This window comes from Pseudomonas lutea (assembly GCF_000759445.1).
GTDB lineage: Bacteria > Pseudomonadota > Gammaproteobacteria > Pseudomonadales > Pseudomonadaceae > Aquipseudomonas > Aquipseudomonas lutea.
This window is the reverse complement of sequence record NZ_JRMB01000002.1, coordinates 1,538,164-1,550,291: the sequence shown is the minus strand read 5'-3', so window position 1 is coordinate 1,550,291 and position 12,128 is coordinate 1,538,164. Positions and strand designations below refer to the sequence as shown.

Below are 12,128 nucleotides of genomic sequence, written 5' to 3'. Positions count from 1 at the left end.
AAATTCGATTTTTATCGTCTGGCAGGTTTTCTTCGCAGGCCTGGGCGTCTTCGTCGTTCATGGAGTTCTGATTACTGTGACTACTCTCAACAGCACCCCCCGCGCCGATGGTTTCTACATGCCAGCCGAATGGGCGCCGCAAACGCAAATCTGGATGGTCTGGCCAGAGCGCCCGGACAACTGGCGCCTGGGCGGCAAGCCGGTGCAGAACGACCACGTCGCTCTGGCCAAGGCCATCGCCCGCTTCGAGCCGGTCACTGTCGGCGTATCCGCTGCCCAGTACGACAACGCCCGTGCGCGACTGAATGTACCGAATATTCGCGTCGTCGAGATCAGCAATAACGACGCCTGGGTGCGTGACACCGGGCCGACCTTCGTCATCAACAACGACGGTGAAGTACGGGGCGTCGATTGGGGCTTCAATGCCTGGGGCGGCTTCAACGGCGGGCTGTACGCCCCCTGGAACCTGGATGAACAGGTCGCCAGCAAAGTGCTGGAAATCGAACGCTGCCCACGCTACGTCACCGATGACTTCGTGCTCGAAGGCGGCTCGATCCACGTAGACGGCGAGGGCACGCTCATCACCACAGAAGAGTGTCTGCTCAATACCAACCGCAATCCGCACCTGTCCCGCGAAGACATCGAAGCCGTGTTGCGTGATCACTTGTCGGTCGAGAAGATCATCTGGTTGCCTGACGGTCTGTACAACGACGAGACCGACGGCCATGTGGACAACTTTTGCTGCTACGTACGCCCCGGTGAAGTGTTACTCGCCTGGACAGATGATCCGAAAGACCCCAATTTTTCGCGCTGCCAGGCGGCCATGACCGTGCTGGAAAATGCTCGCGACGCCAAGGGACGTCCGTTCGTCGTGCACAAGATGCCAATCCCGGGACCGTTGTTTGCCACCGAAGAAGAGTGCGCCGGAGTGGATCAGGTGCATGGCAGCCAGGAGCGCAACCCATCGGTGCGCCTGGCCGGTTCGTACGTGAACTTTCTGATCGTCAATGGCGGCATCATTGCTCCCTGTTTCGACGATCCGATGGATGACACGGCCCGGCAGATCCTGCAGCAGTTGTTCCCGGAACACGAGGTGGTGATGGTGCCCGGGCGTGAAATGCTCCTCGGCGGTGGCAACATTCACTGCCTGACTCAGCAGCAACCGGCACCCCATCGCAGCTGAGTTGGTTCACTTCTTGCTGTTATCAAGCCCATCAAACGATGGGCTTTTTTATGGGCGGATGCCTCGCCGCTGGCCGTCATGCGATGGATCCCGATTCGGCGCAATGTCCTTTCCGGTTAGTCCGTCTGTAACAAAAGCTCCGTAGATTTCGCAGTCCACGACATAAGAGGTTGTCCTTATGAACGCAGGTCATGAGTTGCGAGTGACTCGAGGTTTTTCTGCGAGCAGTGAAGCACGGCAGATGATGGCGGACTGGTTAAGGACGACCCAGATCCCGACGGAGCGCATGCATGATGCGCAAGCCCTGGCTCAGGCCGGGGACTTCCGCGAAACGCTGTCAAAGCGTTATCCCTGCGGATTGATCACTGACGCGGAGATCGAAGCACTGGTGGGCGTGCTGCAGCGCTGATCACAGAGTGGGTGCAGGCACCAGGGCCTGGCCTGCCTCAGTTTGGTTTCCATCAAATTGACACCCCGATAGGCCGCGGATAGGATTCGCGCCTCCACCGCCTGTGGCCAGGCGCCATGTACGTGCATCAGTCGTCCACTGCGATGATTTCGTGCGGGCTTCCGGGACTGTTCAAGTCCCGGGGACGCAATTGCCCCACCGGGTATTTGCCACAGCGCGCGATTAATCCGCTCACAAGGACAACACGATGAAACAGCGTATCGGCCTGCTCACTCTGGGCATCCTCGCCGCCACTCACGCCATGGCGGACGGTCAGGCAGATTCCAAAGGCTTTGTTGAAGACAGCAGCCTGAAGATCAACCTGCGCAACGCCTACATCAACCGTGACTACAAAAATGGACCGCAAGACCGCTCCGAGTGGGGCCAGGCGTTCATGGCCGGCTATTCCTCCGGTTTCACCCAGGGCGTAGTCGGCGTCGGCGTTGATGCCTTCGGTCTGTACGCGGCGCGTCTGGATGGCGGCAAGGGCAAGAGCGGCGCGGGCGGTATCGACTTTTTCAAGCAGGGCGACAGCGGCAATGCTGCCGACGACCTGTCGCGTTTCGGCGGCGCGGTGAAATTCCGCGTGTCGAACACCGAACTGAAGTACGGCGACATGATGCCGGAACTGCCAGTTCTGAATTACGACAACTCGCGCCTGCTGCCTGAGTCCTACACCGGCACGATGATTACCTCCAAAGAAATCAAGGACCTCACGCTGGTGGCCGGCCGCTTCACCGCCGAGACCCGCAAGAGTGCCGAAGGCCGCGACAGTGGCGACCTGAAGAGCATCAACGTCTACGGCGGCAGCTACAAATTCAGCGACGCGCTCACCGCGGCGTTCTACGCCTCCGATGACGAGGACGTGCTGAAGAAGCAGTACGTGAACGTGAACTATGTCTGGGCCATGCCGAAAGATCAGTCACTGACCTTCGACTTCAATGGCTACAAGACCAAGCTGGACAAGGACTTCGCGGTCGACGACGCCCGCGACAACAAGATCTGGAGCCTGGCCGCGACATGGGCCGTGGGCATTCACTCGTTCACCCTCGCGCATCAGCGCAGCACGGGCGAGACCGGCTACACCTATGGCGGCTATCGCAACGCAAGCGGCACCGGCGATGGTGGCAACACCATTTACCTGGCCAACTCGTACTGGTCGGACTTCAACGGCAAGGACGAGCGTTCGTGGCAAGTGGGCTACGGCGTGAACCTGGGCACTGTCGTGACCCCCGGCCTGAGCTACCGAGTGGCCTACGTGCGCGGCGACAACATCGACGACGGCAGCGGCCGTGGTCGTGGCGAAGAGCGTGAACTGTTCAGCCAACTGACCTATGTGGTGCAGAGCGGCCCGGTCAAAGACCTCTCGGTGCGCCTGCGCAACTCGTTCCTGCGCGTGTCCAACGATGTCGATCAGTACAACGTCGGTGGTAATGAAACGCGAATCTTCGTGGATTACCCGATCAACGTCTTCTGATGCTCGAAGTGTTCTGGCTGATATAAATCGGTAGGAGCCGGCTTGCTGGCGAAAGCGTTCATTCAGACACCGCAGCGGTGTCTGACATGACGGTTCGCCAGCAAGCAGGCTCCTACGAAATAAGCCAATCCCGTATTTAATGGCAGTGGTTGATAATCCGCCGCGCTGGCGATTCCTCCCGCTCTCCCGCTACCATCGCCGCACCACCCCTTCAGCCGGTTTGACCATGGCACTTGCCGCGCCACCCGACCTCTCCGATACCGCCGTCCCTGTGCAGCCTTTGTCACGGACCTACCCGCGTGGGCTGTACATCGAGCCCCACGAGCATGAGTGGGGCCAGGTGCTGTACGCCATGTCGGGTGTGATGTGGGTGGAAACCCCCAATGAAGCGCTGGTGGTGCCGCCGCAGCGCGCGGTGTGGTTGCCACCGGGCGTACCACATGGCATCCGTGTGGTATCGGACCTGGAGATGCGCAACATCTACCTGCGCCCGACACTCGCCGTCACCCTCGACCCTACCGTCCAGGTGTTGGAAGTCGGACGCCTGTTGCGCGAGCTGATCGTGAGCCTGGTCGCGGAGCAGGACAAGGTTTCCGCCTACTACGATGCTGTGGCTAACCTGGCGTTGCTCGAACTCAAGCGTGCCCGGCGTTCGCTGCTCAAAGTGCCGATGCCTGATGACAGCGACCGCAGGCTGATGAACGTGTGTCAGGCGGTAATGATCGAGCCCTCCATCGATGTGTCCTTCGAGCAGCATGCTGAAAATGCCGGCGCCAGCGTGCGGACGCTGTCTCGGCTGTTCCAGGCGGTGCTGGGGATGGGCTTCGCCGAGTGGCGGCGGCAGGTGCAGCTGGCGACGTCGGTTGCCGAGATCATTCAGGGCGTCCCGGTTAACACCATCGCCCGCTCGATGGGCTATTCGCCCAGCAGTTTCAGTGACATGTTCCGCCGCGAGCTGGGCGTGGCGCCCTCCCAGTACCCGGTCATCGATCCTGCAAGCTGACCCCACCGCTACTCTGTCCGAAATTCAGAAGCACTTGGCCGGTAGCTTCTGCTCTGCCTTCTTACACTCTGGTCATCGCTTAACGCAGTCGCGCCGCAATCGAGCCGCGCGCCAGATGCCCCGGAGTTTTTCATGAGCTACGTCATTTCCCTCGCTATCGGTATCGCCGTCGGTTTGCTGTACGGCCTTCTGGATTTCCGCTCACCTGCGCCGCCCCTCGTCGCTCTCGTTGGTTTGCTCGGCATGCAGGCCGGTGAATGGCTATGGCCGGTGGGCAAGCAGTTCTTCGCCAACCTGGCGGCTTGAAGCAACGACCTCTTTTCACACTTCTGGACGAACTCACCATGAAAGCACTGCAATTTTCACGTACGGGCGACCTGGCTGCGCTGCAAGTGGTCGAGCTGCCTACGCCTGTTCCGGCCACTGGCGAAGTACTCGTGCAAATCAAGGCTGCGGGCCTTAACCCCAGCGACGTCAAAAACGTGCTTGGCCGCTTCCCCTACACCACGATGCCCCGTGTGCCGGGTCGCGACTTTGCAGGCGTTGTGGTTGAAGGCCCGCAGGCGCTAATCGGTCAGGAAGTCTGGGGCACGGGCAAGGAAATCGGCTTTCTTCGCGACGGCTCGCATGCCGGCTACATCGCGCTCTCCGCTAAAGGCGTGGCGCTCAAGCCGGCATCACTGAGTTTTGTGCAGGCGGCCAGCCTGGGCGTGCCGTACACCACAGCGTGGGACGCGCTTGAGCGCAGCCTGGTGAAGGCGGGTACGCGTTTGCTGGTCATCGGTGCCAATGGCGCTGTAGGGAGCGCAGCCATTGCGCTGGCCAAGGTGCGCGGGGCCCAGGTGCTGGCTGCGGTGCGTAAACCGGATCAGCTGCGAGCGCTGCAAGCGCAAGGCTTCGACGCCATCCAGCTCGACAAGCCGGAAGACCTTGGCGCTCAGGTGAATGCTGTGTTTGCAGGCGGCGCCGATGTGATCTTCGACACTACCGGTTTTTGGCTTCCGGCAGCGGTGCCTGCGCTGGCTCCATTTGGCCGCATCGCCATTATCGCCGCCCCGGTAGACGGTCACGTTCAGCTGCCAGCGCTGGCGCTGTACCGCAAAGGCGGTTCAGTGGTGGGCATCAATTCGCTGCTGTACGGCGTTGAGGCCTGCGCACGCATGCTGGAGCAGTTTGGCAAACTGTTCGACGAGGGGACTCTGCCGCTGCCGACCGGGCTGTTGGAGTCGCCGCTCGACGAGGGCGTCGCGCGCTATGCCGATGTGAATCAGGGCGGTGCGGAAAAGGTCATCCTGGTGCCGTGATCAAGGTGGCCTTCACGGCCAAGGCTGATTTTGCCCGGTTTATCGGGCGGACAGGTCTTTCAGGTATTCATGCTGCACGCGTTTGATGGTGCCATTGGATTGCAGCGTATCGATTGCGGCCTTCAGCTTCTCGACCATCTGCGGGTCGCAGTCCTTTGAACACGCCAGATACAGATCGGCGGTCATGAGCGTTCTGCTCATAAATAGCGGGCGATCGCTGATTTGCTTCCAGATAGAAAGCGTTTCCGGTACGCCGTTGAACCAGGCATCCACCCGGCCTTTGAGCAGCATCAGCGCCGGGTTTTCACCGATCTTCAGCGGGTAAATCTGCGCCGCGGAAAAACCTTCCTCCAGCAGGCGCACTTCCTGAGCAGAGCCGCTGCCCACGGCAATCATCTTGAAAGTCTTGCGCGCTTCTTCAAAGCTCTCGACGTGGTGATTCAGGCTGAAAAATGCCCGGTCCATCGGCATCAGCGCAGCGATCCACGTGTAATGACTTTCCCGACTCTGGGTGCGCGTAAGCGGTGCAATAAGCTTGTTGGCGCCCAGCATCACATCGCGTTGTGCGCGCGGCCAGGGTGGCGACAGGATGGCGGGTAAATACCCCGCCATGGTCATGGCCTTTAGCGTGATGTCGCCGGCCACGCCGTGCTGATCACCTTGGGTGACCATGGTCAGCGGCGGCGCCTCAGCCATGTACAAGTCAACGGTGGGCAGGGCGAATGCAGCCGACGAGCACGCAATAAGCGCAGCGGCCGCAGAACGGATGCAACGGGAAATCCATTTCATGGCAGTTGTGCTCAAAGAGAAGAGGGCGTCAGAACAGGTCTTGTGCCTGGTGTGCTGTCGAGTCTGGCATCGGTTCGTTATCTCTGCCGGGCACAGTGCGCATCCTGCGCACATTCCAGAGACATATCCGCCCAACTGCGTGTCAGGTCTTGTTGTGCTCGTTGGTGTAGCGGCCGCTCAGCACCCATCCGCATTCAAGCAACGTTTCGATCCAGTCTTCGTACGAGTCATCGACGTCCAGCAAGTTCATGAATTGATCTTCGATATGGCACCGAAAGGTCTGCTCCTCGACGTTCCACTCCACATCCCGGATCCGCCAGACACGCTGCATGGGCAGCTGAATGTTCAGCCCGTGAAAAGGGACGAACGGCAGTTCGACTTCGTAGAGCAGCTTGGACCACTCCGAAGAAATCTCCGGTGTCTGGTGAGTCCAGACGTACTTGATCAATCGGACTTTATGCACGGTTGGGCCTTCTATCGTGTTTCTGATGGCGGGTCGCTGTCTTGGCGCAGACGCGAGGGCCCGTTGGATGGGTATACGTTACTAGATGGGCGCGGTATGGGGGAGGGGGCGCGAGCAATCTAACCAATGCCAGGCGCCTTACCCGTTATCGCCAAAAGAACATGAGAAAGCTGGCCTGTTATCCGGTACCTCAAAGCAATCACATCCCATGCACAACCACATCAAGCCCCTCCTGCTCATTCGGCGGCTGAAAGCAGCTTGTAATCAAATCGAACTCGGCATCAGTCGCTGCAAAGTCATGCTCGCCGCGCTCGTTTCTGCGATGCAAGCGGGCCCGGCACGTGTCGTCGTCGATGTCGATGAAGTGGAGGCAATGACTGGCCTGTGCGTCGTCGGCCAAGCTGCGCAGCCATTGGCGGTCTGCGGGGGTATTGGCAGGGAAGTCGAGAACCACAGTCACGCCCGCTCTCAGCAGATCAATCACCAGAGGCCCTGTGACGTTCCGCAGCTGGCGCGCAAGACGAACGTAGTCGGTGACCGAACGGATCTGCTCCGGGTAGAGCCTTGAAAGCCATTGATCTTCAGTGAGCAAAATCACGCTGTGCTCGGCGCTCAGAGCCTTCGCCAGCGTGGACTTTCCTGATGCGATTTTTCCGCACAAAAGATGAAGTATGGGCTTGGCCATTCCACGGCTCCTTATGTCGGGGGAAAAGGGCAGCGCTTCGCCAATATAGCGCGCTGATTCCCAAATATGCCGTACCCGCAAGGCATCCTGCCGTTCAGTTTCGACGCTCGCCAATGGGCACCCGCGCGATCAATGCCTGTCCGGGCACCATCCGTCGATTATGCGGACACGCAGCCTGACGACCCTGTCGGAAAAAGTGAGTGCGCTATTTGCGCGCAACAGACACAGGGTTGGTCAAGGTAAATCGCGGATGAACGGCGGCGAGGCAGTAGCGGTGTTCGCAAGCTTGCTCAAGTCAGGGTCGGACGCCGCTGCCGTGCAACTTGATGGCAGACCAAATGAGCTTTGAAGAATCGAAATGTGGGGAGTTACGACATGAAAAGTGCAATTTTCATGGCGATGGCCGGCTTCGGTCTGTCGTTGAATCTGTGTAGCGCGCAGGCCGCCGAGACTCGAAAAGTCGATGTCCTGCTAGTTGGCGGCGGCATCATGAGTTCGACGCTGGGTATCTGGCTAAATGAGCTGGAACCTGGCTGGTCGATGGAGATGGTTGAACGCCTCGACGCAGTGGCCGAAGAAAGCTCCAATGGCTGGAACAATGCGGGCACCGGGCATTCTGCGTTGGCGGAGCTCAACTACACGCCGGAAGACAAGGACGGCAAGGTCAACATCAGCAAGGCCATCGAAATCAACGAAGCGTTCCAGATCACCCGGCAATTTCTTGCGTGGCAAGTCAGGCAAAACGTGTTGAAGAACCCGCGCTCTTTTATCAACTCAACGCCGCACATGAGTTTTGTCTGGGGCGATGACAACATCCGGTTCTTGAAAAAACGCTACGAAGCCTTGCAGGCCAGTCCGCTGTTCCGTCCGATGCAATATTCCGAAGACCCCGAGCAGATCAAGAAGTGGGTTCCGCTGATGATGGAAGGACGAGACCCCAATCAGAAGCTTGCCGTAACGTGGGCGCCCATCGGCACGGACGTGAACTTTGGCGAAATAACCCGCCAGTACGTGAGCTATCTACAGGGCAGGCCCAACTTCTCGCTCAAGTTGTCCAGCGAAGTACGGGACATCACCCGTAACGACGATGGTTCATGGCATGTCGAATACAAGAATCTGAAGGACGGCACCGAGTCGGCCACTGACGCCAAGTTTCTTTTCATCGGTGCCGGCGGCAGCGCCATTACCCTGTTGCAGAAATCGGGTATTCCCGAAGCGAAGGAATACGCAGGCTTTCCTGTGGGCGGCTCGTTCCTGGTGACTGAGAACCCGACCATTGCCGAGCGGCACATGGCCAAGGCGTATGGCATTGCTTCCACCGGTGCGCCGCCGATGTCGGTTCCTCACTTGGACACACGTGTGCTGGATGGCAAACGGGTCATTCTGTTCGGGCCGTTTGCGACGTTCTCCACCAAGCTCCTCAAAGAAGGGTCTTACCTCGACTTATTCGGCAGCATGACCCTGCATAACGTCTGGCCGATGACCAAGGTCGGCATCGATCAGTTCGACCTTGTGCAGTATCTGGCAGGGCAATTGATGCAGTCCGACGACGACCGCTTCAACGCGTTGAAGGAGTATTTTCCGCACGCCAGGAAAGAGGACTGGCGACTGTGGCAAGCCGGACAGCGTGTGCAGATCATCAAGCGCGATGAGAAGAACGGCGGCGTACTCAAGCTCGGAACCGAAGTGGTCAGCTCTGAAGATGGCAGTATCGCCGGCTTGCTGGGTGCTTCGCCTGGCGCCTCGACCGCAGCGCCGATCATGCTCGATGTCCTGCAAAAGCTGTTCAAGGACAAAGTGGCCTCACCGGCGTGGCAGGACAAAATTCGCCAGATCGTTCCCAGCTACGGCACGCACCTGAACGACGACCCCAAGCGCGTGATGGAAGAGTGGACCTACACCTCCGACATCCTCCAACTGGCTCCGCCTCCCGACATCAGCGATCACCCGGCTACCGTCAAGCCGGATATTGACCCGATCAAACAGGACAAAAGCGACGTCGATCCAGATCTGAATCCGGAGCCGCTGGAACTGTAATTTCCGAATACCGCTTTGGGCCTGGCGTTCGGGCCCTCGGCGGGACTCTTCATCATGTTTTGCAGCTGCTTGAGGCCCGCTGGTTCATGCGCCAAACGAATGCGCGACAACTTCACCTTCCCAAACCCCTTGCCGCCTGCGCGCAATGACCAGGCAGTCCCCCGTTCCGGTCGCGCTCACGATATGTTCCCCATTCGGCGACCAGAACGCGCTGCGCCCGGCGCAGGCCCATCCTCCAGAAGGCCCGCCGTGGTTGGCCATCAACACGCCAAAGGCATGTTGCTGCGCGTAGCCCCGCAGCAAAGCACTGTCGTGCGCGTAGCCGTTGTTGCTGATCAACACGCTGGCGGCGTAGATACCGGCGCCTGCCTGCGCGGCAGCCTCTGCGTGACTGGCATGACTGAAATCCGCGCACACTGACAGCGCGATTTTCTCACCGCTGACTGCCAGCAGCGGGCCGCCTTGGCCCGGACTGAAAACGACCTCTTCGCCTGGATGAAGGTACTGTTTGGTGTAGGTGATTTGTGAACCATCAGCGCCAAACACCAATGCGCCAATGAAGACTGCTTCCGCCCCCGCCTGGCGCAGAGGAACGCCGACCACAGTGGTCATCCCTGACTGTTTCGCCAGGTCTCGCAGCGGTTGAAGCAGTTCGGAGTCAGCGCTAAGGGCAAGCTCGCTGGCGAGCGAGGGCTCGTAACCGGTCAATGAAAGCTCCGGGAACAAGAGGAATTTCACGCCGTGATGGGCGGCAAGCCGCATGAACTGAGCATGTCGGTCGAGGTTGACATTGAGGTCGCCTGCCACGGAGCAATATTGGGCGGCGCATAGGTCGAGGTCAGTCATAAAGCTTCCCGGCTTAAATGAGCGTCAGTAAAGCATGATCCGCCGCCCGGCTTACACGTTGCGCAGCATCTCCCAGAAAGACGCACCCACGCCGGTGATGCTCTCTCCCGCGATCAGGTCCGCCGCCGCAGTGATCGCAAAGCGCTCGGTGATGCTCGGCCAGCGGCAGCTGACCAGCCAGGTCAATACTGCGCCCAGTCCCATCATCACCGAGGTGGAGGCCGGTAAAACAAATGCCAGCCCCAATGCGGCGGTGCTCGGCAGCCAGCGGGCGGCGCGTTGCGGCAGCAGGCTATCCAAAGCGCCGAGCAGCACGCCACACACGCTGCCGATCACGATTGCCCAACGCACTTCGGTCGACAGTGACGCAAGCCCGTGCGTCAGCGTTTGCGCCACTGCCTTCCAGGTCGCAACGGCAGGCGCCGGCCATTGCTCGGTGAGCAACATCGTCTGCGGGTCTGGGATCAGGGCCAGATACACCAGAACGCCGACCACGCTGCCAATGGAAATGCCGATGCACTGGGCAATGAGTTGCTTGTGCGGCGTCGCGCCAATGGCGAGACCGACCTTGAAGTCGTTCATCAAGTCGGTGGATTGGCCCGCCGCGCCGCCGGCCGTATTGGCGCTCATCAGATTGATGCCGACCTGACCCGGCGCAATCAAGCCAAAGCTCAGCTGCGACAGCTTGCCGATGGCGCCAATCGGTGCAATCCCTGTGGCGCCCACGACTCGCGCGGCGACCACCGCCAGGCAAATTGCCAACGGAATGCTCAGCAGCGCCATCCACAGGTCAATGTCAAACAACTGGGCCTGCAGAAACACCACCAAAGCGACGGCGAGCAGCATCCCCAGCGCGGGCATGGGCGAGAAGCGTACTTTGGCGCGCGGACCTTGATCGGCTGGCATGCGCTTGGGCACTTGAAACAGCCGCACCGCCAATGATGTGAGGGTCGCGCACACTATCAAACTCACGCCCGGCCATAACAGCCATTCCACCAGTTTGGCAAATTGCGGACCGCTGGCATTCGGCGCGAGCACCACCAACGCGTGGTCGATGAGAAACGGCGCGAGCCCGCCCCATGCCAGTGCCGCGCCGAGCAACAGCGTCAGGCCCACGCGTATGCCGATGATGCCGCCGAAGCCGATGAGTAACAGCGAAGGGTCCAGCGTGAATGTCAGGCGCTCCAGAGCTGGGGTGGGCGCCCAGCGCGGGATTGCCCAGACAAACTCGTCGACCCATTTCAAACCGCCGGACAGCAATGCGGCCACGGACAAGACCTTGATCCGCGCCACGGCTTCTTGTCCGTGGTTATAAATATGCTGCAGGGTTTCCAGCGTTGCCATGCCCTCGGGGAAGGTCAGGCCATGATCATTCAGCAAGGTAGGGCGCAGGTACCACGCGATCCAGATGCCCAAAAAGCTCACGGAAAACACCCAGGCCATCATCGGCAATGGGTCGAGCTGGTTACCGGTCAGCAGCGTGTAAGCCGGGATCGGCGCGACCAGACCGCCGGAGATAATCGAGGCCGCTGCCGACGCCACCGTCTGGTTGATATTGCTTTCATGCAGCGACCATGCAGGCCCGCTGTTCCGATTCCTGGCCAGGCCTTGCCACACACCAAAACCGATCAGCAAAGCGATGATCGACATGTTGAAGGACCAGCCGATCTTCAGCCCGGCGTAGACGTTTGACGGCGTCAGCAAAATACCCAGCACTGCACCCGTGAGCACCGCGCGCGCACTCAGCTCACGCTGCACGCGAGGGGAAGGCAAGGCTGAAAGAGCAGGGTTTGGCATGACAGATCCTTCTTGGCGATCGCAAGAGTGACTCTGCACAACTGAGCCCCGACACCGCCGAAGGTTCACCGCGCCCCTTACGCCAGACGCTTTCAC

Annotated in this window: 12 protein-coding genes; 7 read left to right on the top strand and 5 right to left on the bottom strand. The window is 59.9% G+C overall.

From position 1 onward, the window contains the following. Positions 1-76 precede the first annotated feature (76 nt). The 6 genes from aguA to LT42_RS19025 all read left to right on the top strand — a co-directional run bounded on the left by aguA (position 77) and on the right by LT42_RS19025 (position 5,415). Positions 77-1,183, top strand: a complete 1,107-nt coding sequence (gene aguA, locus LT42_RS19040; protein WP_037016374.1) for an agmatine deiminase — start codon at positions 77-79, stop codon at positions 1,181-1,183. A gap of 178 nt (positions 1,184-1,361) precedes the next feature. Continuing rightward, positions 1,362-1,592 carry a hypothetical protein gene (locus LT42_RS25410; protein ID WP_081955421.1) on the top strand — a complete coding sequence of 77 codons (231 nt, stop codon included), beginning with the start codon at positions 1,362-1,364 and terminating at the stop codon, positions 1,590-1,592. 247 nt (positions 1,593-1,839) lie between these two features. Then, positions 1,840-3,108, top strand: a complete 1,269-nt coding sequence (locus LT42_RS19035) for an OprD family porin (RefSeq protein ID WP_037016372.1) — start codon at positions 1,840-1,842, stop codon at positions 3,106-3,108. Between the two features lie 226 nt (positions 3,109-3,334). Further along, positions 3,335-4,111, top strand: coding sequence for an AraC family transcriptional regulator (locus LT42_RS19030; protein ID WP_037017566.1), 777 nt, complete (start codon positions 3,335-3,337; stop codon positions 4,109-4,111). A gap of 132 nt (positions 4,112-4,243) precedes the next feature. Next, on the top strand, positions 4,244-4,417 hold the full coding sequence (locus LT42_RS25405; protein WP_081955420.1) for a DUF1427 family protein: 174 nt from the start codon (positions 4,244-4,246) through the stop codon (positions 4,415-4,417). A gap of 38 nt (positions 4,418-4,455) precedes the next feature. After that, positions 4,456-5,415 carry a quinone oxidoreductase family protein gene (locus LT42_RS19025; RefSeq protein WP_037016369.1) on the top strand — a complete coding sequence of 320 codons (960 nt, stop codon included), beginning with the start codon at positions 4,456-4,458 and terminating at the stop codon, positions 5,413-5,415. A gap of 39 nt (positions 5,416-5,454) precedes the next feature. On the opposite strand, the gene LT42_RS19020 is transcribed toward LT42_RS19025, so the two are convergent. The 3 genes from LT42_RS19020 to LT42_RS19010 form a co-directional block, all read right to left on the bottom strand. Then, positions 5,455-6,204, bottom strand: a complete 750-nt coding sequence (locus LT42_RS19020) for a substrate-binding periplasmic protein (RefSeq protein ID WP_037016367.1) — start codon at positions 6,202-6,204, stop codon at positions 5,455-5,457. Between the two features lie 142 nt (positions 6,205-6,346). Next, positions 6,347-6,667, bottom strand: coding sequence for a hypothetical protein (locus LT42_RS19015; protein ID WP_037016364.1), 321 nt, complete (start codon positions 6,665-6,667; stop codon positions 6,347-6,349). A 199-nt stretch (positions 6,668-6,866) separates the two neighbouring features. After that, positions 6,867-7,352 carry a P-loop nucleotide/nucleoside kinase family protein gene (locus LT42_RS19010; protein WP_037016361.1) on the bottom strand — a complete coding sequence of 162 codons (486 nt, stop codon included), beginning with the start codon at positions 7,350-7,352 and terminating at the stop codon, positions 6,867-6,869. 375 nt (positions 7,353-7,727) lie between these two features. Between LT42_RS19010 and mqo the strand changes: the two genes are divergently transcribed. Beyond that, positions 7,728-9,389 carry a malate dehydrogenase (quinone) gene (gene mqo / locus LT42_RS19005; RefSeq protein WP_037016358.1) on the top strand — a complete coding sequence of 554 codons (1,662 nt, stop codon included), beginning with the start codon at positions 7,728-7,730 and terminating at the stop codon, positions 9,387-9,389. Positions 9,390-9,473: 84 nt separating this feature from the next. Here the strand turns inward: mqo and LT42_RS19000 are convergent, their stop codons facing one another. Both LT42_RS19000 and LT42_RS18995 read right to left on the bottom strand, forming a co-directional pair. Then, positions 9,474-10,235: a carbon-nitrogen hydrolase family protein gene (locus LT42_RS19000; RefSeq protein ID WP_037016356.1), complete on the bottom strand. Its 762-nt coding sequence runs from the start codon at positions 10,233-10,235 to the stop codon at positions 9,474-9,476. Between the two features lie 51 nt (positions 10,236-10,286). Then, a complete protein-coding gene (locus LT42_RS18995) occupies positions 10,287-12,032 on the bottom strand; it encodes an OPT family oligopeptide transporter (protein WP_037016353.1) in 1,746 nt (581 codons plus the stop codon). Positions 12,033-12,128: the final 96 nt, after the last annotated feature.

Coding starts and splice junctions, on each gene's coding strand:
- LT42_RS19020 (WP_037016367.1), bottom strand. CDS start 6,204: ATGAAATGGATTTCCCGTTGCATCCGTTCTGCGGCCGCTGCGCTTATT.
- LT42_RS25405 (WP_081955420.1), top strand. CDS start 4,244: ATGAGCTACGTCATTTCCCTCGCTATCGGTATCGCCGTCGGTTTGCTG.
- LT42_RS25410 (WP_081955421.1), top strand. CDS start 1,362: ATGAACGCAGGTCATGAGTTGCGAGTGACTCGAGGTTTTTCTGCGAGC.
- LT42_RS19030 (WP_037017566.1), top strand. CDS start 3,335: ATGGCACTTGCCGCGCCACCCGACCTCTCCGATACCGCCGTCCCTGTG.
- LT42_RS19000 (WP_037016356.1), bottom strand. CDS start 10,235: ATGACTGACCTCGACCTATGCGCCGCCCAATATTGCTCCGTGGCAGGC.
- mqo (WP_037016358.1), top strand. CDS start 7,728: ATGAAAAGTGCAATTTTCATGGCGATGGCCGGCTTCGGTCTGTCGTTG.
- LT42_RS19035 (WP_037016372.1), top strand. CDS start 1,840: ATGAAACAGCGTATCGGCCTGCTCACTCTGGGCATCCTCGCCGCCACT.
- LT42_RS19025 (WP_037016369.1), top strand. CDS start 4,456: ATGAAAGCACTGCAATTTTCACGTACGGGCGACCTGGCTGCGCTGCAA.
- LT42_RS19010 (WP_037016361.1), bottom strand. CDS start 7,352: ATGGCCAAGCCCATACTTCATCTTTTGTGCGGAAAAATCGCATCAGGA.
- LT42_RS18995 (WP_037016353.1), bottom strand. CDS start 12,032: ATGCCAAACCCTGCTCTTTCAGCCTTGCCTTCCCCTCGCGTGCAGCGT.